This window comes from Melghiribacillus thermohalophilus, assembly GCF_004342905.1.
GTDB lineage: Bacteria > Bacillota > Bacilli > Bacillales > Alkalibacillaceae > Melghiribacillus > Melghiribacillus thermohalophilus.
On record NZ_SMAN01000001.1, the window covers coordinates 287,031 to 311,221 of the forward strand.

Annotated in this window: 26 protein-coding genes, 1 tRNA gene and 1 riboswitch; of the genes, 15 read left to right on the forward strand and 12 right to left on the reverse strand. The window is 41.1% G+C overall.

Annotated elements, in window-relative coordinates; all coding sequences use genetic code 11:
• Window positions 1-103: 103 nt before the first annotated feature.
• On the forward strand, window positions 104-472 hold the full coding sequence (locus tag EDD68_RS01445) for an SA1362 family protein (protein WP_132370389.1): 369 nt from the start codon (window positions 104-106) through the stop codon (window positions 470-472).
• 21 nt (window positions 473-493) lie between these two features.
• On the opposite strand, the gene EDD68_RS01450 is transcribed toward EDD68_RS01445, so the two are convergent.
• The 3 genes from EDD68_RS01450 to EDD68_RS01460 form a co-directional block, all read right to left on the reverse strand.
• A complete protein-coding gene (locus EDD68_RS01450) occupies window positions 494-1,381 on the reverse strand; it encodes a patatin-like phospholipase family protein (protein ID WP_132370391.1) in 888 nt (295 codons plus the stop codon).
• Between the two features lie 415 nt (window positions 1,382-1,796).
• Window positions 1,797-2,219, reverse strand: a complete 423-nt coding sequence (mntR, locus tag EDD68_RS01455) for a transcriptional regulator MntR (protein ID WP_132370393.1) — start codon at window positions 2,217-2,219, stop codon at window positions 1,797-1,799.
• A gap of 141 nt (window positions 2,220-2,360) precedes the next feature.
• Window positions 2,361-4,925 (reverse strand): vitamin B12-dependent ribonucleotide reductase, encoded by a 2,565-nt coding sequence (locus EDD68_RS01460; RefSeq protein WP_132370395.1) that lies wholly within the window; start codon window positions 4,923-4,925, stop codon window positions 2,361-2,363.
• Window positions 4,926-5,383: 458 nt separating this feature from the next.
• On the opposite strand from EDD68_RS01460, the gene EDD68_RS01465 reads away from it, so the two are divergent.
• Window positions 5,384-5,764: a rhodanese-like domain-containing protein gene (locus tag EDD68_RS01465; RefSeq protein ID WP_132370397.1), complete on the forward strand. Its 381-nt coding sequence runs from the start codon at window positions 5,384-5,386 to the stop codon at window positions 5,762-5,764.
• A gap of 53 nt (window positions 5,765-5,817) precedes the next feature.
• Here the strand turns inward: EDD68_RS01465 and gcvPB are convergent, their stop codons facing one another.
• Genes gcvPB through gcvT form a run of 3 tightly spaced genes read right to left on the reverse strand, consistent with a single transcriptional unit; the run spans window position 5,818 to window position 9,759 of the window.
• Window positions 5,818-7,284: an aminomethyl-transferring glycine dehydrogenase subunit GcvPB gene (gcvPB, locus tag EDD68_RS01470; protein WP_132370662.1), complete on the reverse strand. Its 1,467-nt coding sequence runs from the start codon at window positions 7,282-7,284 to the stop codon at window positions 5,818-5,820.
• A 1-nt stretch (window position 7,285) separates the two neighbouring features.
• Complete coding sequence (gene gcvPA / locus EDD68_RS01475) at window positions 7,286-8,638, reverse strand: aminomethyl-transferring glycine dehydrogenase subunit GcvPA (RefSeq protein ID WP_132370399.1); 1,353 nt, start codon at window positions 8,636-8,638, stop codon at window positions 7,286-7,288.
• A 17-nt stretch (window positions 8,639-8,655) separates the two neighbouring features.
• Window positions 8,656-9,759 (reverse strand): glycine cleavage system aminomethyltransferase GcvT, encoded by a 1,104-nt coding sequence (gene gcvT / locus EDD68_RS01480; RefSeq protein ID WP_132370401.1) that lies wholly within the window; start codon window positions 9,757-9,759, stop codon window positions 8,656-8,658.
• A gap of 150 nt (window positions 9,760-9,909) precedes the next feature.
• A riboswitch (glycine riboswitch) is annotated at window positions 9,910-10,003 on the reverse strand.
• Window positions 10,004-10,139: 136 nt separating this feature from the next.
• Here gcvT and EDD68_RS01485 point away from each other — a divergent pair.
• Complete coding sequence (locus EDD68_RS01485) at window positions 10,140-11,789, forward strand: DEAD/DEAH box helicase (protein WP_132370403.1); 1,650 nt, start codon at window positions 10,140-10,142, stop codon at window positions 11,787-11,789.
• Window positions 11,786-12,607 (forward strand): YqhG family protein, encoded by an 822-nt coding sequence (locus EDD68_RS01490; RefSeq protein ID WP_132370405.1) that lies wholly within the window; start codon window positions 11,786-11,788, stop codon window positions 12,605-12,607. Before EDD68_RS01485 ends, EDD68_RS01490 begins: the two co-directional genes overlap by 4 nt.
• Here the strand turns inward: EDD68_RS01490 and EDD68_RS01495 are convergent.
• On the reverse strand, window positions 12,589-12,798 hold the full coding sequence (locus tag EDD68_RS01495; protein WP_132370407.1) for a YqzE family protein: 210 nt from the start codon (window positions 12,796-12,798) through the stop codon (window positions 12,589-12,591). The two genes, EDD68_RS01490 and EDD68_RS01495, sit on opposite strands and share 19 nt — an antisense overlap.
• Before the next feature lie 40 nt (window positions 12,799-12,838).
• On the reverse strand, window positions 12,839-13,333 hold the full coding sequence (locus EDD68_RS01500) for a shikimate kinase (RefSeq protein WP_165902016.1): 495 nt from the start codon (window positions 13,331-13,333) through the stop codon (window positions 12,839-12,841).
• 103 nt (window positions 13,334-13,436) lie between these two features.
• Between EDD68_RS01500 and comGA the strand changes: the two genes are divergently transcribed.
• The 10 genes from comGA to EDD68_RS01545 all read left to right on the forward strand — a co-directional run bounded on the left by comGA (window position 13,437) and on the right by EDD68_RS01545 (window position 18,636).
• Window positions 13,437-14,474 carry a competence type IV pilus ATPase ComGA gene (comGA, locus tag EDD68_RS01505; protein WP_243646720.1) on the forward strand — a complete coding sequence of 346 codons (1,038 nt, stop codon included), beginning with the start codon at window positions 13,437-13,439 and terminating at the stop codon, window positions 14,472-14,474.
• Window positions 14,416-15,489, forward strand: a complete 1,074-nt coding sequence (gene comGB / locus EDD68_RS01510; RefSeq protein WP_132370412.1) for a competence type IV pilus assembly protein ComGB — start codon at window positions 14,416-14,418, stop codon at window positions 15,487-15,489. Before comGA ends, comGB begins: the two co-directional genes overlap by 59 nt.
• 14 nt (window positions 15,490-15,503) lie before the next feature.
• On the forward strand, window positions 15,504-15,809 hold the full coding sequence (gene comGC, locus EDD68_RS01515; protein WP_132370413.1) for a competence type IV pilus major pilin ComGC: 306 nt from the start codon (window positions 15,504-15,506) through the stop codon (window positions 15,807-15,809).
• Entirely contained in the window at window positions 15,784-16,263 is a 480-nt protein-coding gene (comGD, locus tag EDD68_RS01520) for a competence type IV pilus minor pilin ComGD (RefSeq protein WP_132370415.1), read from the forward strand. Before comGC ends, comGD begins: the two co-directional genes overlap by 26 nt.
• The gene (locus tag EDD68_RS15130; RefSeq protein WP_165902017.1) at window positions 16,244-16,585 is read left to right on the forward strand and encodes a hypothetical protein; all 342 of its coding nucleotides are present in this window, start codon (window positions 16,244-16,246) and stop codon (window positions 16,583-16,585) included. Before comGD ends, EDD68_RS15130 begins: the two co-directional genes overlap by 20 nt.
• 37 nt (window positions 16,586-16,622) lie before the next feature.
• Complete coding sequence (locus EDD68_RS01525; RefSeq protein ID WP_165902018.1) at window positions 16,623-17,009, forward strand: ComGF family competence protein; 387 nt, start codon at window positions 16,623-16,625, stop codon at window positions 17,007-17,009.
• Entirely contained in the window at window positions 16,966-17,385 is a 420-nt protein-coding gene (locus tag EDD68_RS01530; protein ID WP_165902019.1) for a hypothetical protein, read from the forward strand. Before EDD68_RS01525 ends, EDD68_RS01530 begins: the two co-directional genes overlap by 44 nt.
• 12 nt (window positions 17,386-17,397) lie before the next feature.
• Window positions 17,398-17,469, forward strand: a tRNA-Gln gene (locus tag EDD68_RS01535).
• Window positions 17,470-17,625: 156 nt separating this feature from the next.
• On the forward strand, window positions 17,626-18,315 hold the full coding sequence (locus EDD68_RS01540) for a helix-turn-helix transcriptional regulator (protein ID WP_132370421.1): 690 nt from the start codon (window positions 17,626-17,628) through the stop codon (window positions 18,313-18,315).
• Between the two features lie 78 nt (window positions 18,316-18,393).
• Window positions 18,394-18,636: a DUF2626 domain-containing protein gene (locus EDD68_RS01545; RefSeq protein ID WP_132370423.1), complete on the forward strand. Its 243-nt coding sequence runs from the start codon at window positions 18,394-18,396 to the stop codon at window positions 18,634-18,636.
• Window positions 18,637-18,661: 25 nt separating this feature from the next.
• Here the strand turns inward: EDD68_RS01545 and EDD68_RS01550 are convergent, their stop codons facing one another.
• Both EDD68_RS01550 and EDD68_RS01555 read right to left on the reverse strand, forming a co-directional pair.
• Window positions 18,662-19,786 carry a class I SAM-dependent methyltransferase gene (locus EDD68_RS01550; RefSeq protein WP_132370425.1) on the reverse strand — a complete coding sequence of 375 codons (1,125 nt, stop codon included), beginning with the start codon at window positions 19,784-19,786 and terminating at the stop codon, window positions 18,662-18,664.
• 167 nt (window positions 19,787-19,953) lie between these two features.
• Window positions 19,954-20,574, reverse strand: a complete 621-nt coding sequence (locus tag EDD68_RS01555) for an MBL fold metallo-hydrolase (protein WP_132370427.1) — start codon at window positions 20,572-20,574, stop codon at window positions 19,954-19,956.
• Window positions 20,575-20,722: 148 nt separating this feature from the next.
• Here EDD68_RS01555 and EDD68_RS01560 point away from each other — a divergent pair, with 148 nt between their 5' ends.
• On the forward strand, window positions 20,723-20,887 hold the full coding sequence (locus tag EDD68_RS01560; protein WP_132370429.1) for a DUF2759 domain-containing protein: 165 nt from the start codon (window positions 20,723-20,725) through the stop codon (window positions 20,885-20,887).
• A gap of 59 nt (window positions 20,888-20,946) precedes the next feature.
• On the opposite strand, the gene EDD68_RS01565 is transcribed toward EDD68_RS01560, so the two are convergent.
• Together EDD68_RS01565 and EDD68_RS01570 are read right to left on the reverse strand one after the other, a co-directional pair.
• Window positions 20,947-22,062: a YqgU-like beta propeller domain-containing protein gene (locus EDD68_RS01565; protein ID WP_132370430.1), complete on the reverse strand. Its 1,116-nt coding sequence runs from the start codon at window positions 22,060-22,062 to the stop codon at window positions 20,947-20,949.
• 175 nt (window positions 22,063-22,237) lie between these two features.
• Window positions 22,238-24,091: an LTA synthase family protein gene (locus EDD68_RS01570; protein WP_132370432.1), complete on the reverse strand. Its 1,854-nt coding sequence runs from the start codon at window positions 24,089-24,091 to the stop codon at window positions 22,238-22,240.
• Between the last annotated feature and the right edge of the window lie 100 nt (window positions 24,092-24,191).

The window sequence follows — 24,191 nt, forward strand, 5'->3', positions numbered from 1 at the left end:
AGGGAATAAATATGATATAGCAGTCATCGAGGCAACATGAAATCTGGACTGGAATCAAGAGAAAAAAGGTGTATGGAGAACTGGGTTCGAAAGGAGGTTCCTTATGTTTTTGCGAAAGTTACCCCTGCTAATCGTACTGCTCATAAGTCTGGCTCTTTTTGGGTTTGTATACCAGCTGATTTTTCATACGGCTGAACTGTTGACATATCTGATCATGGCTGTCGGGGTTGCAGCAGTCATATTTGCCCTGCTGTATGCGCTCGTGATTAAACCCCGTACCAGGCCGTTATCATCGAAATATAAAAAAGCCGTCAGACAATCCAGAAAAAAATATGGATCAAACATAAGGAAATCTAAATCGATGAAAAACAAACATAGGTCCAGGCCGTTCAATCGTCACAGGTCCAATCCCCCCCACCTAAAAGTGATTGATGGCAAACGTAACAAAAAGAAAAATCGAGCGTCGTTTTAAACACGCTCGATTTTTTGCTGTTCAGTAGTTCCACCTTTTTAGAAACTTTTCCGCTCTCTGTCTCCCGATTCCGATTAACTGTTTTTTCTCCTGATCATTGATGTGAAAATCCGTTGGATCGACATGTTCAACCGGAATAAATAAAACTTCATCAGTTGAGGTATTCGAAAGATGCCGGGCATCGTGGGCATTTTTCATCGTGGCAAAAAGAGCCTGAAACATATCAATGGCGTGGTCAATTTTCCTTTCAGGCATTCTTTCCACTGAACCGCTTAACTTCATGCCAAGAATCGGTCTTTTTTTCTTTCCTTGATCCAAAAACAGCCAGATGGGAAAATTACTTAACAAGCCGCCGTCAACAAGGATATTTCTTTTTTTAGATCCCCTTTTTAAAATATAGGGTTTAAAAAAATATGGAATGGTTGCACTGATTCGTACGGCTCTGGCAACCGGAAAGCTTTCTCCATCCATTTGATAAAAGCGTGGCAGATCATCGGGGATGACAACCATTCTTCCAAGGGTAAGGTCGGAAACGACAATTTTTAAGTATCCGGTTTTTAAGTCTTCGAAAGTTCTAACTCCTTTTCTGGCCAGAACCTCCGAAATCCACTCCTCCATTTTATCCCCTTTGTAGAGGCCCAGGGTAAAATAAAGGGAAATCCATTTAAAAAAAGGAACCATTCTTGAAAGGCTGGATTCCTGCAAAAAGGATGCTAAAGGCATATTCAAAAACAACCGCTCTAACTCATCCGATTGATATCCTGCAGCAATCAGGGAGGCCGTCAATGCTCCCGCTGAGGAACCGGCGACCCTTTCAAACGTAATCCCCTTTTTTTCTATCACTTCTAATGCACCAATAAACGCATACGCTTTCACGCCGCCACCGGAAAAAACGCCATCTACTTTCAATGGATACCTCCTTAATTTGGGTCAATAGGATGTATACTTGTTTCAGTCTGGATATAAAACGGTGACAATTGACCCTTTTTGGTCATTGTAAGACGACTGCCACATTGATAAAAGAGTCTTTTCTACCATTTCTTTCAAGGTATGATAAAAATAGCAAACAACTTGTATAACGAACGGAAAAAAGTAGTGCAGGTTAAGGGTAAGGTATATGAAAAGAGGATTTTTCGCTGTTACCAGAGATATGTACAGGGGGTCCCGGCTTACTTTCGCAAACGAGGTGCCCTTTTATGGACATCTTCTGGAAAGGATTGCCCGGCATGAGACACCGGGCCTCTATATTTATTTCATTTGGTTAAAGAAAAAATCCATCTTGACTGGAAGGGATTCTGCAGACTGAATTGTGGTTTGTGGTGTTTTATTCACTTTCATTTTGCTGCTGAACGTTTCTGAGCTCTTCTATTCGGGAAGGTTCTTCTTCAAAATACTGAACTAGATCACCAATACGATCAATGGCATTCCAGCTCAAGTGGTGCTCAATTCCTTCCACATCCTCGTAAATGTTATCCTGATCGACTCCAATGATTTCTAAAAACTGTTCCAGCAATTCATGCCGATATACCAGCCGTTTTCCGATTTTCTTCCCTTTTGCTGTTAAGACGAGTCCGCGATATCTTTCATAATTTAAGTATTCGTCCCGGTCCAGCTTTTGTACCATTTTTGTTACCGATGAAGGATGTACGTTTAAGGCTTCGGCTATATCAGATACCCGTGCATATCCTTTTTCTTCGATCAGATTATAAATTTGTTCGATATAGTCTTCCATGCTTGGTGTTGTCATGAGAAATCCTCCAAACTAAATTCTACATGTTACTACAACTTATAAAAATCATACACTAGTATCCAGGTTGAGGCAAGGCTGCCTTAGGCTTTTCAAAAGAATAAAGAAAGGGCGACCGGTAAATCAGTCGCCCTGTTTGCATTACAATCCGCATTTTAATTGTGCACCGCAATTGGTACAGGTATTACATCCGCCCACATCTTCTACTTTTCCTTTTCGGCAGACCGGACAAGTGTCCCCTACTTCCGAACCAATGGTCACATCGGTTTTGCCAAGTTCATGTACCGTATCCATTAAGACGACTTTGGGCTTTTCATTTTTATAGGTATGCTCTAAGTCATCATCGTCAAATCTGTTCTCCTCGGCTTTTAAGGTTAAAACCTGGCTGTCACGGCTTCCATCGACGTAAACCGTACCGCCTTTTGCTCCACCGCGGTAGAGACGCTCGTACACTTTTTTCACCTGATCAACCGTATAGCCCTTTGGAGCATTCACCGTCTTGGAGATGGAACTGTCCACCCATCTCTGGATGACACACTGGGTATCCGCATGGGCTTCTGGTGATAAATCCATTGCTGTTACAAACCAGGATGGAAGGTTGTCTGAATCTGCTTCCGGATGACTTTCCAGATACTCCTGCACGATATCCGCCTTCACTTCGATAAATTTGCCGAGACGGCCGCTTCGATAATACGTAAAGGAGAAATAAGGCTCGAGTCCGGTTGACACACCGACCATTGTCCCGGTGGAACCGGTAGGTGCTACCGTTAATAGATGGGAGTTGCGAATACCGTATTTCAGCACACCCTGACGAATATCCTCTGGCATGCGTTTCATATAGCCTGTATTAATGAATCGTCTGCGCAACTCCATCGTTTCTTCTTCGGTATTTCCAACAAGAAACGGGAAGCTCCCCTTTTCTTTTGCCAGTTCGATGGAAGCTCTGTAAGCTGAAGTCGCAATGGTTTCAAAAATTTCATCCGTTAATTCCATGCCTGCTTTTGAACCATATTCGGTTTCGCAGTAGATGAGCAAATCATGAAGCCCCATTACTCCAAGACCAATCCGGCGTTCGCCCAGTGCCTGCCTGCGGTTTTCCTCCAGGAAATACGGTGTTGCATCGATGACGTTATCCTGCATTCTGACGCCGATTTCTACGGTACGCTTCAGTTTTTCAAAATCAACCGTTTTGTTTTCTTTATCGGCCATAGCGGCAAGGTTTACTGCTGCCAGATTGCAGACACTAAAAGGTGCAAGAGGTTGTTCACCACATGGGTTCGTAGCTACCACCTTTTGTCCGTAAGCCGTTGCATTCGTCATATCATTAGCATTGTCAATAAAGAAAATTCCTGGTTCAGCAGAATAGGTTGCACAAATATTAATTAAATTCCACAGTTCCCGGGCACGAATTTTTCGGTACACACGCACTCCGTAACCCATTTTTTCCCATTCTCTTACATCGCCTACTTGATGCCACTTTTCATTATACGCCTGCATTTCTTTCTCAGTATAATTTTCGACATCCGGAAATCTTAACTCGTAATTTGAATCATGTTCTACAGCTTCCATAAATTCTTTCGTAATACACACAGAAATATTGGCACCAGTCAAAAATTCTGGATTATGTACCGTGTATGTTCCACCGTCTCGTAATTTCGCTTCTGCTTCTTTGATCACTTTTTCCGGAAATCCGCCATTTCCAGGAATATTTTTGTAATTGACAATTCCCTGATACATCGCTTCTTCCGTTTCAGAAAGGGGCTCAAATTTCAGTTTTTCCCGGGCCAATTTCTTGATTTGCTCATCATTTGTATTTTCAATGAGATAGCGCAAAATACGGGGATTTTGCATTTTGGAAATGATAAATTCAATAATATCCGGATGCCAGTCATTCAGCATGATCATCTGGGCGCCCCTGCGGGATCCTCCCTGTTCCACAAGATGGGTCAGTTTAGCGATATCATCAAGCCAGCTGACTGATCCGGAGGACTTCCCATTCACACCACGTGCCAGCGTGTTTCTCGGACGCAGGGTTGAACCGTTTGTACCAACTCCGCCCCCTCGGCTCATAATTTCCATCACCTGTTTACGGTGCTCCGAAATACCTTCCCGGGAATCCCGCACAAAAGGCATCACATAGCAGTTAAAATACGTGACATCCGTTTCTGCTCCCGCTCCATACAATACACGGCCGGCGGGGACAAAGTGCAAACCGGACAGTTCCTGATAAAATTTTTCAAACCATTCTTTCTGTTTTTCTTCTGTTTCCTCCACTTTTGAAAGGCCGGTTGCATTTCTCATGGCTATTTGTTCATAAAAAATTTCTAGCGGCTTGTCTATCACATCCAGTGACCGGACGATGATGCCGGTTTCTGCCTCCTCAGGGTTATCCAGTACCGAAAGATATTCATTTTCCACTTTAACCGTTGCCGTTTTATTCTCCCAGTCAATCGACTGAATGAATCCAAGTCCCCTTGCCGGGAATTTTGGATCTTCTTTAATCGTTAGTACGACAAAATCCCCTTCTGCCAGGGTCATTTTTTCTGTGTCTTTAAATGAATAACGATCTAGCATGACGAGCCTTGAAACTCCCTTGTGGGCGATGTGCATATCCTCGGTGATCGGATGAACCTGTGGAAATAACTCGATATCTTTGTTTAATCGCTCAATGTTAATCTTCGACGCTGACTCTCTCGTGATTTGCATGAACATCTCTCCTCTATACAAAATTGGTCGAAATACTCCTTTTCTCGCTGTGATCCATCGTAGCGTCGTATTTCTATTACAATTAAGGTAACATAAATAGCATCATTGTTTCAATATATTGTGTTAATAATGATAAAAAAATACTATATATTGTGTTTTGGAACATACCAAAGACATTTTGTCAATTTTTAAATTCTTTATATGATGAAGATATTGGCAGAAAAACAGAGGAAATATGTAATTTTTATCGAAAAATCACCTTTTTTGTCATTTGCATGAACAAGCAGTGAACGAATCTGCATTTCTTTTTATTGTTTCAATAAGGATCAATTCTGTTTTGTCAGGGATGAACAACCGGATTCCAATCTCTTCGTATATTTTCTATGAAAAAAGTTTTGAAAGAACAGGCATACAGCCATATAATAGATATGGACCGATTTGTGAGAAGGGGGAGAAAGATGGAATTTGTAATCGGAGTGGCAGTAGTGATTGCTGCTTATGTATTATATGGAGTTTTCAGATACTTTTACCAGAAGCGATATTTAACTACGCTGACGGAAGAAGAGTTTAAACAGGGTTATAGGAAAGCCCAGCTTATCGATGTTCGGGAACCTCACGAGTATGAAGCTGGTCATATTCTGGGAGCTCGTAACATTCCTTTATCTCAACTGAAAATCCGCCTGGCCGAAATCCGCAAAGATAAACCCGTTTACCTGTACTGCCAGAGCGGAACGAGATCAAGCCGAGCAGCTTCCATCCTTCATCGGAAGGGATATGAAAAGTTAAATCACCTCAAAGGTGGTTTTAAAAAATGGACAGGAAAAGTGAAGACGAAATAAACTTATTTTTAAAAAGTAAGCGTGTTGACCAATCGTCAACACGCTTTTTCCTTTTACCCTTTTTCTTTTATATAGCGCAATACAGGTTTCCTTGCCGCCATAGTTTCATCCAGTCTCTTCACCACTGTCGTATGGGGCGCTTCCTGAACGACTTCCGGATCTTCCTTAGCTTCCTGTGAAATCTGAATCATGGCATCCACGAATTCATCCAGGGTTTCTTTCGTTTCGGTTTCGGTCGGCTCAATCATCAGTGCTTCCTCAACGATTAACGGGAAGTAAATGGTTGGCGGATGATAGCCGAAGTCAAGCAGCCTCTTCGCGATATCCAGCGTACGGACACCGAGCTTTTTCTGTTTTTTGCCTGATAAAACAAATTCATGTTTACAATGCTGTTTGAAAGGCAAGTCATATTCTTCCTGCAGTCGTCTCATCATATAGTTCGCATTCAGAACCGCATACTCACTGACCTGTTTTAATCCATCCGGCCCCATCGTACGGATATACGTATAAGCACGGACATTGATGCCAAAGTTTCCGTAGTAAGGTTTTACCCGTCCGATAGATTGCGGGCGATCATGATCAAAGGAATACTTGCCGTCTTTTTTTGCCAAAATCGGTTTTGGCAAAAATGGCTTCAGTTCCTCTGTTACCCCAACCGGACCAGAACCGGGACCGCCTCCGCCATGTGGGCCTGTGAAGGTCTTATGAAGATTGAGGTGAACCACATCAAAGCCCATGTCACCTGGACGGGCATACCCTAAAATCGCGTTCAGATTGGCACCGTCATAATACAATTTTCCGCCGGCTTCGTGTACAATTTCTGCCATTTCCAGAATATGCTCTTCAAATAATCCCAGGGTATTTGGATTCGTCAGCATTAAGGCAGCCGTGTCTTCCCCAACGACCTTTTTTAAATCCTCTAAATCAACCAGTCCACGCTCATCGGATTTAACGGTTACAGCTTCGAATCCAGCAACAGTTGCTGATGCAGGGTTCGTACCGTGAGCCGAGTCAGGAACAATGACTTTCGTACGTTTCGTATCTCCATTCGCTTCATGGAATGCGCGGATCATCATCAAACCGGTCCATTCACCGTGTGCCCCCGCTGCAGGCTGAAGCGTTACTTCGGCCATTCCAGTAATTTCCGCAAGTGAAGTCTGGAGATCATACATTAATTCAAGGGCACCCTGAACGGTATCCTCATCCTGATACGGATGGATATGGCTGAACCCTTCAAAGCGGGCGACATCTTCATTAATCTTTGGATTGTATTTCATCGTACAGGACCCAAGAGGATAGAATCCGGAATCCACTCCATGATTCCGTTTGGATAAAGCGGTATAGTGACGCATCATTTGCAGTTCACTCACCTCTGGAAGGTCCGGTTCACTGGTACGGATATAACTTTCCTCAAGTCCTTCCGAAAGGTCCGCCTCAGGCACATCCAGTTCAGGCAGACTGTATCCAGTACGTCCTTCTTTGCTCAACTCAAAAATGACAGGGAAATCTTTTTGATGAATATTAGCCATGAATATCACCCAATTCTTTTACAAATTGATCAATTTCCGCCTTCGTTCTTAATTCCGTCACTGCAACCAGCATATGGTTTTCTAATCTTGAGTCAGCTCTTCCCAGATCATATCCGCCAATCATCCCTTTGTTCAGAAGCTTTTGATTAACCTCTTTGACTGGCTGATTCAATTGAATGACAAACTCATTAAAGAACGGCCCGTTATAGGCGATGGTAAAGCCTGCCTCTTCCAATTTTGCTTTCGCATAGCGTGCCTTATGCATATTCATAACAGCCATTTCTTTCAAACCTTTTTTGCCTAATGCAGTCATGGCCACAGAAGAGGCCAGAGCATTTAACGCCTGATTGGAACAAATATTAGACGTTGCCTTATCCCTGCGGATATGCTGTTCCCTCGCCTGCAGGGTTAATACAAATCCCCGTCTGCCCTCTTCGTCAGTTGTCTGGCCTACCAGACGTCCAGGCACTTTTCGCATTAATTTTTTGGTGGTGGCAAAATAGCCGCAGTGAGGACCGCCGTACTGTGCAGGAATGCCAAACACCTGGGTATCGCCGACCACGATGTCGGCACCGAATTCTCCCGGAGGCGTTAAATACCCGAGCGCCAGCGGATTGCTTGATACGATCATCATGGTCTTTTTATAGTCTGAAACGATACTTTTCACTTCTTTTAACGGCTCAATTTGTCCGAAGAAGTTTGGATATTGAATCACAACGGCGGCTGTATCCTCATCCAGAGCCTCTTTCAAAGCTTCGAGGTCGGTCACCCCGTTTTGATGGGCAATCTCCACAATCTCAATGCCAGGACCCTTTGCATATGTTTGAATCACTTCAAGGGATTCAGGATGAGTCGTTTTGGAGACAATCACTTTCTTTTTGCGTGTCTGCCCTGCGCTTAAATTAACCGCTTCCGCAAGGGCCGTTCCACCATCATACATGGAGGAATTCGCGACTTCCATGCCGGTCAGTTCACAGATCATCGTCTGGAATTCAAAGATGGCCTGCAGTTCCCCTTGAGAAATTTCCGGCTGATAAGGAGTATAGGCCGTATAAAATTCAGACCTGGAAATCACATGATCCACCACAGCCGGGATATAGTGATCATAAACTCCTGCTCCTAAAAAGGAGACATGTGACTTTGTGTGGATGTTTTTGTCAGCCATTTCCTGAAGTTCTTTTCTTAACTCAGGTTCGCTTTTGGCATCTTTAATGTTTAATTTTCCTCTGAATCGCACCTTTTCAGGAATATCTTCAAATAATTCTTCGGTGGAATCAATTCCAATGGTTTTTAACATTGCCTGTTTATCATCTTCAGTCATGGGAAGATAACGGTATTTGGCCATCAGATTCAGTCCCTTCTTTATTTTCTTTTATAAAAAGGTGTTGCGATCACTTTAGCTTTTAAACGGCGCTTCCGAACCTGTACCTCTAGTTCAGTACCTTCAGCACTATACTCTTTTTGGACAAGAGCAAGACCGATATTTTTTTGCAGGGTTGGTGACTGGGTTCCGGATGTAACAAAACCAATCGATTGATCATCTTTCAATACTTCATACCCGTGACGGGGAATTCCTTTATCCATCATTTCAATTCCAACTAATGTTCGGTCTGGACCATTTTCTTTTTGCTCTTTCAAGGCTTCTTTACCGATAAAATCGCTTTCCTTATTGGTTTTCACCGCAAATGAAAGGCCGGCTTCAATTGGAGTAATGTCCTTTGACAGTTCCTGTCCGTAAAGGGGCAACGTTGCCTCAAATCGAAGGGTATCCCTTGCACCCAATCCTACAGGAACAACCCCTTCTTCCTTACCGGCCTCAAGAATTTTGTTCCATAAATCAAGCCCCGATTCCCTGTGTATATAAATTTCAAAGCCATCCTCGCCAGTATATCCGGTACGGGACACTAAGCCGGGATGATTGACGCCGTGAAACGCAACACCATCGGCAAACCGGAAAAATTTAATATCGGATAAGTTTTCATCGGTCAATTTTTGTAAAATTTCTTCAGATTTAGGGCCCTGCAGAGCCAGCTGAACAATTCGGTCCGAAATATTGGTGACCGTTACGTCCCCTTGCTGATGTTTGTTCAGCCACTCATAATCCTTTTCCGTGTTCGCGGCATTGACGACCAGCAAAAATCGTTCGTCATCTTTTTTGTAAACAAGCAAATCATCTACCGTTCCCCCGTCTTCATAACACATCAGTGTATACTGGGCACGGTTTGGCACAAGCTTTCCAAGGTCATTGGTCAGCATTTTTTGTAAAAATTTCTCGCTATCAGGTCCCTCAACAAGGATTTCCCCCATATGTGACACATCAAAAAGGCCTGCTCTGGTTCGGGTTGCGTGATGTTCTTCTTTAATGCCGGAAAACTGAACGGGAAGCTCCCACCCCCCGAAATCAATCGTTTTCGCCCCGTATTTTTCATAAACAGGGTGTAGCGGGGTTCTTTTTAAATCAGCCATCATGAAACCTCCTATTTTTCCATATTTTTCCTCAATAAAAAAAGAGAATTCCTTTGTTCTACTAGAATTCTCTGTCCTGATACCAGAAAGTTTAACAGTAATATACTGCTTTGCTTCTTGGGCGGTTCAATCGAACACTCTCCAGAGTTGCGTCATACAGGAGTCTTTTTGCCTGAGAGATTCACATCAGTATCATGTTTGCCCCTTCGGCGCCGCTTTATGCAGACTCTCCTCCTGCAATCATTCGCGCTTATGAATTTGTAATTTTTGGTTCATACTAAAAAAAGATTATGTAAGCTTTTACACGTCCGGATATTATTATAGCATAAGCAGATATTGATGTGTAAATCATTTTTCAGAAAATGAATTGGAGGATGGCCATGGATATTCAGTTACAAATTGACCGAACGTTTCCCGAACAGTTGCAGAAACGACTGGACCAGAACGGGCCATTTTGTGCATATGAGTTATTTAAAATGGCCTATGATACGGCAAAACATCTGGCTATTCCCGGCTTTAAAGGGTTAGTAACACCGGATTATTTGCCCCATATGGAGTTTCTCCCTCATCAACTGGAATGTGCCAGACAGGTCGTCGAAAATATGAACGGGCGTGCCATTCTCGCAGATGAGGTCGGGCTAGGAAAAACGATTGAAGCCGGTTTAATTCTTAAAGAGTATATGATTCGTGGCCTGGCAAAAAAAGTATTAATTTTAGTGCCTGCCTCTCTGGTAAATCAGTGGGTGAGTGAATTAAATGAAAAGTTTTATATACCCGCTGTACCACAAAAGAAATCATATGTCTTTGAACAATTCGATATTGTTGTTTCTTCCATTGATACAGCTAAAAGAAAGCCATACAGCGACATCGTACTAAATCAGCATTATGACATGGTGATTATAGATGAAGCTCATAAATTGAGAAATCATAAAACAAAAAATTACCAGTTTGTTCGAAAACTAAAAAAAACCTATTGCCTGCTGCTCACTGCTACCCCTGTCCAGAACAAATTGACCGACATCTTTAATCTGGTAACTATACTAAAACCAGGATATCTGGGGAGCTATGAAGAATTCACAGAACATTTCGGGCGAAAGAAAAATGTCCTAAAGCAGGAAGAAAAATTACAGCAGCTCATTCAAAACGTAATGGTCAGAAACCGAAGAGAAGATACAGGGGTCAATTGGACCAAAAGAAATATTGAAACGATCTGGGTAGAGTTCAGTGACGAGGAATATGAAGTGTACCTCGATCTGGAAAAAAATGTATCACACACCGATCCATTCACAGCCCTGACGTTGAAAAGGGAATTTTGTTCCAGCCGTGAAGCTTGCTATTTATCATTAAAAAAAATACTTCAAAAAAATGATCATCATCTCAAAGGGAGTATTGAAAATATCATTGAAAAGATTGAGGGGCTTCCTCATCACTCCAAAGCTAAAAAAGTCGCCGAGCTTATCCGGAACTCAGATGAAAAATTCATCGTCTTTACCGAATATCGGGCCAGTCAGCTCTATTTACAATGGATTTTGCAACAGCATGGCATCTCTTCTGTGCCCTACAGAGGGGGATATAAAAGGAGCAAAAAAGAGTGGATGAAGCAGTTATTCCAAAACCATGCACAGGTTCTAATTTCCACTGAAGCAGGCGGGGAAGGGATCAACCTTCAATTTTGCCGCAACATGATTCATTATGATCTGCCCTGGAACCCCATGCGCCTGGAACAAAGAATCGGAAGAATCCACCGGTATGGACAGTCCAAAGATGTCCATATCTATTATCTGGCTCTAAAAAATACCCTTGATGAGCAGCTCCTTTCTCTGCTCTATGAAAAACTCGATTTATTTGAGCGAGTGATCGGTGAACTTGATGATATATTGGAGCGGCTAAATATCCAAAATCTCGATGAGGAAATCAAAGAGATTTTCGCCCGGTCAAAATCAGCCGGTGAAGCCAGAATCAAAATTGATAATTTAACAGCAGCGTTTCACGATGTTACTGAATATCCAGCAAGAGGAGGCAGAATATGAAGCAGCATGACATTCATCACTTTTTACGAAAATATTTTGATCTCAATCAGTGCCCTGTCATCGATGAACAGAATGGTAAAATAACTGTCCGATTAACGGAAGAGCTGGACCGCCTGCTCATGAACCGCCCCTTTTACTGGGAATACATGAAAAAAATCGGTCGTCAGGGGGAACCTGCTGTCATCACATTTATTTCCAATCCAGAATTAAAGGAGGAAGAGGGGGAATGGATTCACTTTGGTTCCCCAAGACTGCACCAGATATTTGACTCCCTGCTGAGTCAGGGAAAATATACGGTCGTTTACGAACAGACAGGCACAAAAGGACAGAACACCCCTTTAATTCCATGGCTGGTTACAAACATCAAAATCAGTTATAAAGGAAGGCAAAAAAAAGATGAAGTTCTATCCATAGGACTTCATCTTATAAATGGCGCTATTTTAAAACCATTTATGGAAATCATCAATCCTATCCAGATGGACACAGCAATTGCGGATTACTGCTATACCATCTCACCATTAATCCGGGTTCAGAGTGCATATACAAGAATGGTACGGTTCCTTGAGACCTACCTGAAAGAAAAAGATACAGAATGGGCGAAAGAAGCCTTTGATGAATATCAGGCTGAAAAACAATTATTGGATCATTTTTACAGCGTCTACCAGGAAAAGGGAGAAAAAGAGGGAAAAGAGACGAGGTTTGAGGAAGAATTGGTACAACTCAAAAAAAGACTTATGCCATGTATTCAGATTGAAGTCGTCAATGGCGGAATGTTTTACCTGAGTCAGCACACAACCGATCATCTCTTATCCCTATAAACAGACATCCGTCTTTTTTTTGTATCGAAAAACATTTTCAAGGCAAAGGGGATCAGCCCGAAGTACCTGATTGCTCTTGCTTCCTTCTGCGCTTTTTTTAACTCTTTTTTCCGTTTTCTTTCTACTTTTGGAGTATGCATATATTTTAATAATTCCTGTGTCATCATTTTTACAAGATCGTTTCCGGACATTTTGCTCATCTCCTTTTTCTTTTATTTTTTCCGGAAACGGCTAGTTTATCCCACTTAAAATTTCTTCTACAACCATTCGTACATCTCTATTATTCGTATCTATCACTCGGTGGGCGGTAGTCCTATAAAGCTGGAACCTTCTCTGGAAAAGCTGTTCCACTTCGTCTTTTCCTTTTTGCCACAGCGGTCTGGACCGGTCATCAGCCAGCCTCTTCCTGATCACCTCAAGGTCCGTATTCAGGAAAATGACTTGATAATGTTCTTTCAGCCATTTTCGGTTTTCTCTCCGTTCCACAATCCCTCCGCCAGTAGAGACCACGACATCAAAAGTAGGCATCTGTTTCAGAACCATCGTTTCGTAATCTCGAAAGATCTTTTCACCTTTTGATGAAAAAAGTTCGGGTATAGATTTTCCGCATTGTATTTCAATTTGATGATCCGTATCCAGAAAAGCAAGCTGAAGAGCATTTGCGAGCTCCTCTCCCACAGACGTTTTTCCGCTTCCCATAAATCCGATTAAACTTATTCCTTTCATGTTTTGTCCCCCCCGATCCATTTTTTTAAAAAATTTCAGAAGGATTTTTGAAATAAAGGTCGAATCATTTTTTTGACCATGATTTTAAGGAGTGATGTTGTATTTGAAAAAACCGATAAAAACCTCCGCATACCGCATGATTCATCAGGCCATTGAACGATCTGCTTCAGACATTCACTTCTGCCCCTTTGAAGACGCCGTTCATATTTATTTCCGTATCAATGGTGTCCGCACGTTTCAAACCTCTATTTCAATGGATGAATATCAGTCCCTCATTTCCCGGTTAAAATTCACGTCCGGAATGGACATAGGTGAATCGAGAAAGCCCCAGGATGGAAAACTGTCCGTCCAGAAAGACAGCCATCTGTATGACCTCCGTTTATCCACCTTACCTACACAGCATTCCGAAAGTCTAGCCATTCGAATCTTACCTAGACACATGGTTCCGAATTTTGATCATCTCTTTCTTTTTCCTTACCAGGCCCAAAAACTCAAAAAATGGATGAACAGGAAAGCAGGTTTAGCTCTGCTGACCGGACCTACCGGCTGCGGAAAAACCACCACACTGTATGCCCTCATACAGCATCTGATGAAAGAAAAAAAATTTCAAACGATTACTCTGGAAGATCCTGTTGAAAAACAGATAACCGATGTGCTGCAGGTTCAGGTCAATGAAAAAGCGGGTGTCACCTATCATACAGGTTTGAAAGCCGCCCTCCGACACGATCCAGACATTCTGATGGTCGGTGAGATACGTGACCGGGAAACGGCGAGATTTGCCGTTCACGCATCCTATACAGGACACCTTGTTTTTTCCACTATTCATGCCAGAGATGCATGCAGTACCATTTTCCGGCTGATTGAAATGGGCATTTCCGAAACCGATTTGAAGCAGATTTTAATTGGCATTGCCTCTCAGGAGCTTTTGCCGATTATTCCCCCTTTTCTTTCAGGAAACATGAATCAGCGGGCCGCCATCCTGGAGATTCTGGATGGAAATTTGCTTGAACGACTGTTACATGACCTTCCGTTTAACAAACATGCTCCCTTTCCAACTTTTCAACAATTAAGGAGGAAAGCCTATGCCCTCGGATATATTAACCAAAATACCCTTCTATCATATAATCAAGAAGTCATCTAAACTTCCGTTAGACGTGCAAATAGTATTTTTAAGCCGATTGGGCACACTTCTGGAAAAAGGTTACACTCTTGTAGATGGACTTGAATTAATGAAACTGGATCCCAAACATGGGCAAATAGCCCATCATATCCATTTTGAGCTGATTCACGGGCGATCCCTTGAAGCTATTTTCAAATCCCTCGGTTTTTCCAGCATGGTTATTTCGTTCTTATACTTATCCCGTTCAACTGGAAACCTTGATTTTCTGTTAGAACGGTGCAGCCACATTTTAAAACAGAAAAAACATTACCAGGACCAGTTTAGAAAAGTCATGCGATATCCGCTGCTGCTCATGTTTCTGTTATTTTTGATCATCATGTTCCTTCACAGGCATCTGCTTCCTTCCCTTCAACATTTTTATCACAGTCTAAAGGAAACAGAAATCGATGGAACCATGAAAACGATTTATTTGTTTACGGATTGGACCATTAAATGTTTATATATTCTCTTTTTCTTGATGGTTCTCCTCTTTCTCTTCTGGATATGGGGTAGAAACCGACTATCAGTTGAGAACCAAATTCTCATTTTTTCAAAAATCCCTTTTGTAAACAAATTGAAACGAGTAGAAATCACTTACCTCTTCAGTTTTCATTTAAGCCTTCTTCTCCAGAATGGTTCTACAATCAAATCTGCCCTTTCCATCATGAAAGAGCAAAATCATATGCCGATTTTGTCCAGGTACGCTGAGGAATTACAGCAGATTCTGTATGAGGGGAAGAACATACATGCAGAAATTGTCAATTTTCAGCTGTTTGAGAGGGAACTGTCATATATTTTCAAACGCAGCCTTGACCGTGGGAATTTAGAAAAAGACTTATATCATTATGCACATCTATTAATGGGCACCATGGAAAACAGCATGATGAAATATATTTCGCTGATTCAGCCTTCCCTTTTTATTTTTTTCGGAAGTCTGATTGTAGCCATCTATTTTTCCATTTTTTACCCTCTTTTTCATCTCATTCAATCCATATAAAAGGAGGAAAAGGTATGCTTTCCCAAAAAGGATTTACCCTCATCGAAATGCTGGTTGTTTTAGCTGTGATCTCCATTTTGCTGTTAATCACGATTCCAAATATGTCAAAAAGCAGTAAACAAATTGATGAAAAAGGATGTGAAGCCTTTGTTCAAATGGTGGAAACCCAGGTGCAATCATACAAAATTCACCATAACACGCTTCCTGACAGTCTGCAAACCTTAATCGATGAAGGATATATTAAACAGCAGACATGCCCGGATGGGAGAAATTTGCATCTGCAGGAAGACGGAAGTGTTGAAATTGTTCCGGCACCTTAATCCATCCCCATCCCTGAGAACAGGCGGGTTTGCCATGTTGGAAACCCTGCTTGTGATCAGCCTGTTGTCCATCGTGGTCACACTTTCCCTTCCTTTTCATCAAAGCCTCTATCAAAAATGGATAGCAGATGAGTTTTTCCGAACGTTTGCTTCAGATATATTGCTCATGCAGAAACTTTCAACGACAAGCCAGATCCCCTATAAACTGATGATAGATCCTGATTCTCATTCCTATGAAATTCGCAAAGGGGGATATGGTGAAGAAATCATCATCCATCGACGTTATAACGAAAACATCAAAATTGACCTTACCACCTTTCGGCTACCCTTCTCCTTTCACCATACCGGAACTCCGCTTTCGCCAGGGTCTTTTTATGTACAGGTCAAACATGACGTTTTCAAAGTCATCTTTCCATTTGGAAAAGGGAGATTTTATGTTACGAAAATCGAATAAAGGTTATTTTTTGTTGGATGCTGTATTTTCCTTTTCTTTATTTCTAACCGTGATCGTATGTTTTCTGCCTGTAATCCATCATATCAAGCTGGAGTCGACTATCATCAACACTCGTCTTATGATGATATCTGCTCTTTACAGTGAGATGCAGCATTTGAAAATGGAAACATTTATACCGGTTGAGCGGGAAATGACGATCAATCATCATCATGCATGGATCCAAATCGAAGACCGGAATGATGTCTGGTATGGATGTATCAGATGGAATAATGTTAGAGGAGAATCAGAAGATGCGTGTTTGCTTGCTCCAAAAAACGAATGAGCAAAGAGGATTTACCCTAATATCAGGAGTTTTGGCTTTGTTGTTGCTTTCTTGCACCTTTTATATGGTAACACCATTGTTGAAGCATTTATCCGAACACAGCGAACGGGTCAGAGAAGATCCGTTCGCTGCTTCTCAGTTTTTCCACTTTTTACAGGAGGAGCTTTATCATGCTGAACGCATTGAAGCACATGATAGCAAATTATTGATCTATCCGTTTTCTGAACTGCCCATTTTGTACGAACAGTATTTCCATATTATCCGAAGAAAAGTAAATAACAGCGGGCATGAAGTGATGATGATGGATGTTCAATCGGTGAATTTTGTTAAAACTCCATCCTGTCTACAGATAACGATTGATCTAAAGAGTGGTGATAAGGTTGAAAGGTGTCTTTCAGTCCCTTTGCAGACAGATAAACAATGAACGGGGATACTTATTCCCTTTTATGTTTTTGCTCGTGCTATTCACCCTGTCCATTATTTCTTATTCCATTTCTGTTTTAAACAATCAACAGCAATTAATAGCTGTGGAGGAGGAACAATTCAGGATGGAAACATTGCTGGAACTGGCCTTATCCAGTTTCAGGAACGATTTCCCCCACTTAAACCCTGCTTTCGAACCCGAAACCTTAACGTACCAGTATTTGTATGGAAAGGCTGACATCCATTATTACCTGGTAAACACGAAAACATTGGCTTTTCAAATTCACATACAAACCCAAAATGGCCAGGCAAAAAATTATTTCTTCACAATTCCAGCAGCCCATGATGTATATGAAGCGAAATTTTTGACACAATAAGAAATAACACACTGGGCTATAGCCAAGCGGTAAGGCAACGGGTTTTGGTCCCGTGATTCGCTGGTTCGAATCCAGCTAGCCCAGCTTACAGCAGACTGGTTACGGGTCCTCCCGGCCAGTCCTCTTTTGACCTCCCTCCTCTATTCTGATTCTGACATAAAATATTTAATATTTTCTAAACATGTATGTAAATAATATATTATAATGACTTATAGAGGAAATGTCTGGGGGGGGAAAACGTTGAAACAAACATTGCGTTTAACCAATGTGTTAAATGACCAAACAAGGTTAAACATTTATGAATACATCATGAAAAAACATGATGAAGTTACCGTGCAGGAAATTGCCAGAGAATTTCATATACACCCTAACGTGGCCCGTCTTCATTTGTCCAAGCTGGAAGAAGTCAATATGATTATTTCCCAAACGAGAAAAACTGGAAAAGGTGGCCGGCCTTATCGGGTTTATCGCCTCTCGGATCATGTCATTGAACTGTACTTCCCATTCCGGGATTACCAGTTGCTTGCGAAAATCGCTCTTGAAACTCTGGCATCTTTAGGTACGGCTGGTGATGAGGCCCTGGCCAGAACAGGAAAAAGGTTTGGTCAGGAAATGATTCAGCGTTTGTACGATGAACAGGAAGAAAAGACACTCACTACGAACCAGAAAATGAATCTGCTTAAAGAAGCTTCTGTCATGTTAGGTTTGAATCCGGAGTTTTATTATGATGAAGAAGAAAAAAGTGTTGTCATGAAAATTTTCAACTGCCCATTCAAAGAGCTTGCAAATGAGCATTCCCTCATCCTTTGCAACATGCATGCGAATTTTATTAGAGGAATGTTTGACGTATTATTTGAACATTTTGAGCTAAAAGAAAGCGAAAACATGTTCAGCGGATGTGACGCTTGCACCTATCAGGCTTCATTGTAATAAAATGTTCATTTACATTCAACATGTCCTGGTTTATAATATTTTTTGAGTCATCCGAGGATAAGGAGGGATAAGACAATGGACCGCATGTATCGCGTACTAGCATTTTGGACAGGAATATTTACCGTCATGTTTTATGTGGGCGGTATGAATAATGCTGCTATGTTATTTTTAATTCAAACCGTTTTCTTTATCTCTTTAAGTTATTTAAAACTTTCAGAGCGCTTATACATGTACATATTTGGCGCATACCTGACCATTTTTTTTATTGGATTTACGTATTATTCTACATTCCTGCTTGTACCCCAGCTCGGACATTAATGAAAAAACCCGGCATTCATGTAAACTACATGAATCCGGGTTTTTTCGTTAATACCCCTCTGATGGGATCAGAATCTACACCTGTTGCCTGTACACATACATCAAACATCCCGGCAAATCCTTCACCCTGAATCAATGAACGGATCGCTCGGTTCTTCCGATGTTTTTCCGAAAAGTAATCGGGACTTGTATCCTCCTCGAGTTCATTTAAGATTCCTCCCTTAAGAAGAAACTCATTCTGTTTAAACAAGCCGACAAATTCCATCCCCTGCTCCTCGCCCGCTTTTATCCAGGTATCCCAGTGAACATGATGAGTAATATCAACCTCACCCGGCTTCCTCAGCAAATCTTCGACCATCCGATGTTGATCGTATCCTCTGAGGCTCCCTTTTTTCCTCGCGGGATGTTTCCATTCTTCACCCGTATACCCGTAATCGATGGTTAGCACAACCCCTTTATCCAAAATCCGGTGCAATTTTTTCATTATGGGAAATATGTATACCGGAACTTCAATCCGCTGCCCCTCTTTTAAGTATACCGAGTAGTCATCCATCCACTTCAAAACAGGATCGGGACATGCAACCAGCCTTTCCTTCAATTCAGACTGTTTATCAATGGAAATGACGACTTCCTGAATTTGTCCATTCCGTTTTTCAATCACCTTAACCGGTTGAGCATCAAGAAATTCATTTGAAAAAATAAATCCGTTGAATGGGCCAATGACCGATAAACATTCATCTAATGATGAGAAAAAATGCACATGCTTTCTTTTGTCCGGTGAAAGTCTGTGTTTGAATTTCTCCTTCAGGCTCTCGCTTGTTTCGATATAAAAATATTGATAGCTGGCGTTTTTCATTTCTAACTCCTTGATAACCTGTTCAGCAAACATTCCTTCTCCCGCTCCCAATTCACAAACATTTATCGGCAGCTTCACGGATCTGGCTAATTGGATGAAGACATTCAAAATCGTACGGCTAAATACAGGATGGACATAGGTTGACGTATAAAAATCTCCCCTTTTGCCGAAAATGTCATGATTGCGATGATAGTATCCAAGCTTTGGGTGATACAGCGCTTCCTGAATAAACTGATCATATCCAATATACCCCTGTTCAGATGACTGGATCAGGGATACCAGAAATTTTTTCATAAAAAATCTCCTTTTTTTAGTTTTTCACTATTGACATAGTGTTAAATAAGATTTATATTAGTATCAGCAAGTAACTTATCCCTAACCAACATAAGAGCAGAGCACATCCCCCCTATCCCCTTCGTTTCCCCGCGAAGGGGATTTTTCATTTTTTCATACAACATCCCCTACAAAAACGGGTTACTCATCCTTTCCTGACCCACCGTTGTCTTTGGTCCATGTCCTGGATAAACCACCGTTTCGTCTGGAAGATATAAAATCTTCTTTTGTATGCTTTCCAGTAATCCTGCATGATCTCCCCCCGGCAAATCTGTTCGGCCAATACTTCCCTGAAAGAGGGTATCCCCGGCAATCACAAATCCTTCATTTTCAAAAATAAAGGACATACTTCCTGGGGAATGACCAGGTGTATGGGTGACTTCAAACGTAAAAGAACCGAAAGTCTTGTTCCCTTCATCTAATGGACCATCGGCCTTTTCACCTTGAATGGGTTCCGCCATCCCGAACAACTGAGAGCCGTTTAGCATGGGATCGGTGAGCCATTCGTGTTCTTTTTCATGCAGATATACGGGAATTTGATATTTTTTTCTGATGGGCTCGAGTGCGCCGATATGATCAAAATGAGCATGGGTCAATAAAATGGCAAGCGGTTTCAGCTGTTTTTCGGAAATGTGATGCATGATGACATTTTCCTGCGCTCCAGGATCAATGATTAATGCCTCTGATCCGTTTTCAATAATATAACAATTGGTTCCTAAATTTCCTACAGGGATTTGATGAACGTGCATAAAAATCCTCCTTTAAACAAAAATTATGGAAAAGCCTCGACAAATCAGAAAAAGTTTTATAAAATGAATGAGGAATAAAAGCATTCTACATATAATATAACATGAATTCATTGCCCATATTGATTGATTGCCAGGGGGGGTAAACATAATGGTAATGGGTATTCTGATGCTTCTTGTAACTATACTCAGCCTATTAGCTGTATTCCGTGAAGCAAAAAACCGCAACTTTTTCGCAGTGGCATTCGCTGGAATCTCTGCACTCGTTTTCGGGTGGTTTTCCATCGCGACGATTTATGGTGAGCTATTTCTATAAGTCATTACGGTATCATCAGACCGTAAAAAAAGCCAGGAGACTTTTCCTGGCTTTTTTGTTTAATTGATGAATAAATCATACATCTTTTTATTATCGATATTGATCAGTTGCTCGTAACGGTTTCCGATGAGACACATGCTGCTATTGGTGGAACAATTTATATCCGGCGACTGTGCCATTTCTGTTATAACCTTTTGCTTTCCTGATTCCAATTCAAATGCAACGAGGTGGAATCCCTGATTATAATCATGAACCATTCCCCTATGTTTGGGAGAAAATGTGATAAACATGTTTTCCGATGGCAGCCAGTCAAATGGAGGAACCCAGATGAACTCCGAATTGGAATAAAGCTTATTTATGCGAAATTCCATCATGTCATCAGGATGATCCTTGTGAAAAAAATGAAAGGGCAACTGTTCTCCCTGGCTGCTGTTTCCCGTGATATACATAAAATAGTTTTTGGAAGAAGCAAATACAGATATATTCGTAAGCAAAGATTTCTTTAATTTTGTATCCAAAAGATACAAATAAACAGGGGCATGAAAAGATGGCTCATTTCCCCATTCAAGGTAGGCAAGGCTATTTTCCTTAAACCATTGAATATACGGCTGAACATCCAGTATGTCCTCTTTTGTGGGATCATTGACATCCACCAATATCACTTCCGCAGTCATGGATGGATTATACTCAATCATTAATAACTGGTCATCGATATAAGGGCTCCATGTAAAATCTAGCTGTGTAGCATTTTTTAGCTTTTTTAACAGGATGTTTCCCTGTTCGTCGAGGATGGTCACAATCGAATGCTGGTCCTTCACCTTTGATTCAACGGCAAAATATGAATATTCTTCATTTGGCACAATTTTAGAAATGGGATAGCTGCTTTCAAAAAATAACTTACTCTCCCCACTATGTATATGATATTTGAATACCTGAACTTTCTCTTTTATTTTACGTTCGTATAATACCCAATTACGGTTAAACCAGCCATAAATCCTCTTCGCTAATGTATCTGTTATGGGGGCAATGTCTAAGCGGGAAGATTCAGACACAGGGTGTCCCTTCTCTTTTAAAACAGTATCATGCCCGACATGATGCCTCGCTATTCCCGATGGATCACTACATGCCGATAAAAAAACAAAGCAAAACACACTGATCACAAAACACTGTTTCATCCGGATTCCCCCTGAACATATGTGTTATCTCATCATCGGATATGTACCGACAATGCCCTGCGCCCCCAGTATGATTTGATTTTTGTGAAACCGAGACCCTCATTCTGTATTTGATTTTGAGTTAAAGAAGAAACCCTTGCTGAAAAACGGCAAGGGCTTCTTTAACTGACAAAACTTATTTCTCCTGGTCGTCGAAATTGTAAAAACGTAATAGATCGCCATAGATCAGATTATCTGAATGTTGCAATTCCTGTAACACCTGTTCTTCAAATGGTTCACAGTTCGACATCTCAACCTCTGCTCCGGTTAGCCGGTCATAACAAATATTTTCTGTAAACACATATTCATCTGTGATAAAATCACCGTTTCTTAATGCAACAAATGGCTTTCGGTCTTCTGAGAACAGATTGGTACCGAAACGAATATCCTGATCATACTCCATTCCCAATAAATGCAACATGGTTGGTTTCAGGTCAATCTGTCCCGCAATTTTATCAAACTTTTTCCCTTCATGTCCTGGAATATGAATAATTAATGGTACCCGCTGCAACTGAACGTTATCATATGGGGTGATTTCTTTTCCTAAAAATTGCCCCATCGCTTTATTATGATATTCACTGATTCCATAATGGTCTCCATATATGATAATAATGGAATCTTCATAAATTCCAGACTGCTTTAGCAGCTCAAAAAACTGCTGGATTGCCTCATCCGTATAACGGACGGTCGGAAAGTAATGGTTTAGTGTATTTGAGTTCGAATCATATTGATCAATGTTTGCATCTTTTTCATCCAGTTCAAATGGGAAGTGGTTGGTTAATGTTATAAATTTCACATAATAAGGTTCTGGAATGGACTGCAAATATTTGATCGATTGCTCAAAAAACACCTTATCATTTAATCCCCAGCCAATGATATTGTCTTCATGAACATTGTAATACCGTTTTGAGTAGAAATGATCATAGCCAAGGGATTCGTACATCACATCCCGATTCCAGAAGCTTTTATTATTGGCATGAAAAACAGCAGAATAGTATCCGTAATCTTTAATGATTTCAGGTACTGCATGATACTCATTATGCGGATGAGTCATAAAGACAGGACCATTCGGCAGCGGATATAAACCTGCTTCAATTAAAAATTCGGAATCCGAAGTTTTCCCTAAATTCGTCTGGTGATAAAAATTCTCAAAATAATAGCTTTCTTCAATCAGATCATTCAGGAATGGAGTGATTTCCTGTCCATTTATGGTTCGGTTTAATACGAAACTTTGCACCGATTCTGCAGAAATATAAATAATGTTTTTCCCGCGGGCAACTCCTTCTAAATCCGAATGTTCATCATAATCAATGTGATCCTGTACATAGTCTTCGATCTCAACCAATTCTGATTCATCCGCCATGACCTTTTGGACTCGGGTTTTAGAATGCATAAATGCATCGTATATATGATAATTAAATAACCCCACATACTTGACGAGATATTCCCTGTCAAATCCCCTCAGGAACAGCATCGGACGCTCCATTTCTGCCAAAAACAAATTCGCAAACAGAAGGGTCAGGGAGAAACCAACAACCTGCAATTTTTTCCGAAGCGGGTAAAATACGATACTATCTTCTCTCTTTTTAAGGAGATAGAATACGAGAAATACATCCAAAAACAGCAAGACATCCCAGAATTTGATAAGTGTTAAAATGCTACTGCCCAGATCACTGGCATTATTCACCTGCAAAAATACGGAAAACGTAATAAAGTCTGTAAAGTTGCGGTAATATACCAGGTTAAAATATAAGAGCAGGGTCGCAGAAATCATCATGATTTTAATATATTTCTTTTGTCTTTGCGGCTTCATTAATACCGCAATCGAAAATAAAAGAATCGATGTGGCAAACGGATTCAGGAATAAAATAAATTCCTGAAGGGTATTTTCAAGCTTTAGGTCAAACAGAAATCGATAGACGATATACGTTTTCAGCCCAAACAATAAAGAGGCGATCAAAAATACTGGTAATTTTATAACATTTTTCATAATGACATACTGCCTCCCCATCCAAAATATAAATCTAATAAACAAACATTTTTTTTCATAAATCCATGCACTCCTAAATATTAGACGTACAAACATTCAT

What these genes read in the sequence shown, in the direction of transcription:
- EDD68_RS01445 (WP_132370389.1), top strand. Translation starts at nt 104, where the DNA reads ATGTTTTTGCGAAAGTTACCCCTGCTAATCGTACTGCTCATAAGTCTG.
- mntR (WP_132370393.1), bottom strand. Translation starts at nt 2,219, where the DNA reads ATGACAACACCAAGCATGGAAGACTATATCGAACAAATTTATAATCTG.
- EDD68_RS01460 (WP_132370395.1), bottom strand. Translation starts at nt 4,925, where the DNA reads ATGCAAATCACGAGAGAGTCAGCGTCGAAGATTAACATTGAGCGATTA.
- EDD68_RS01465 (WP_132370397.1), top strand. Translation starts at nt 5,384, where the DNA reads ATGGAATTTGTAATCGGAGTGGCAGTAGTGATTGCTGCTTATGTATTA.
- gcvPA (WP_132370399.1), bottom strand. Translation starts at nt 8,638, where the DNA reads ATGGCCAAATACCGTTATCTTCCCATGACTGAAGATGATAAACAGGCA.
- gcvT (WP_132370401.1), bottom strand. Translation starts at nt 9,759, where the DNA reads ATGGCTGATTTAAAAAGAACCCCGCTACACCCTGTTTATGAAAAATAC.
- EDD68_RS01485 (WP_132370403.1), top strand. Translation starts at nt 10,140, where the DNA reads ATGGATATTCAGTTACAAATTGACCGAACGTTTCCCGAACAGTTGCAG.
- EDD68_RS01490 (WP_132370405.1), top strand. Translation starts at nt 11,786, where the DNA reads ATGAAGCAGCATGACATTCATCACTTTTTACGAAAATATTTTGATCTC.
- EDD68_RS01495 (WP_132370407.1), bottom strand. Translation starts at nt 12,798, where the DNA reads ATGTCCGGAAACGATCTTGTAAAAATGATGACACAGGAATTATTAAAA.
- EDD68_RS01500 (WP_165902016.1), bottom strand. Translation starts at nt 13,333, where the DNA reads ATGAAAGGAATAAGTTTAATCGGATTTATGGGAAGCGGAAAAACGTCT.
- comGB (WP_132370412.1), top strand. Translation starts at nt 14,416, where the DNA reads ATGCCCTCGGATATATTAACCAAAATACCCTTCTATCATATAATCAAG.
- comGC (WP_132370413.1), top strand. Translation starts at nt 15,504, where the DNA reads ATGCTTTCCCAAAAAGGATTTACCCTCATCGAAATGCTGGTTGTTTTA.
- EDD68_RS15130 (WP_165902017.1), top strand. Translation starts at nt 16,244, where the DNA reads ATGTTACGAAAATCGAATAAAGGTTATTTTTTGTTGGATGCTGTATTT.
- EDD68_RS01545 (WP_132370423.1), top strand. Translation starts at nt 18,394, where the DNA reads ATGGACCGCATGTATCGCGTACTAGCATTTTGGACAGGAATATTTACC.
- EDD68_RS01550 (WP_132370425.1), bottom strand. Translation starts at nt 19,786, where the DNA reads ATGAAAAAATTTCTGGTATCCCTGATCCAGTCATCTGAACAGGGGTAT.
- EDD68_RS01555 (WP_132370427.1), bottom strand. Translation starts at nt 20,574, where the DNA reads ATGCACGTTCATCAAATCCCTGTAGGAAATTTAGGAACCAATTGTTAT.
- EDD68_RS01560 (WP_132370429.1), top strand. Translation starts at nt 20,723, where the DNA reads ATGGTAATGGGTATTCTGATGCTTCTTGTAACTATACTCAGCCTATTA.
- EDD68_RS01565 (WP_132370430.1), bottom strand. Translation starts at nt 22,062, where the DNA reads ATGAAACAGTGTTTTGTGATCAGTGTGTTTTGCTTTGTTTTTTTATCG.
- EDD68_RS01570 (WP_132370432.1), bottom strand. Translation starts at nt 24,091, where the DNA reads ATGAAAAATGTTATAAAATTACCAGTATTTTTGATCGCCTCTTTATTG.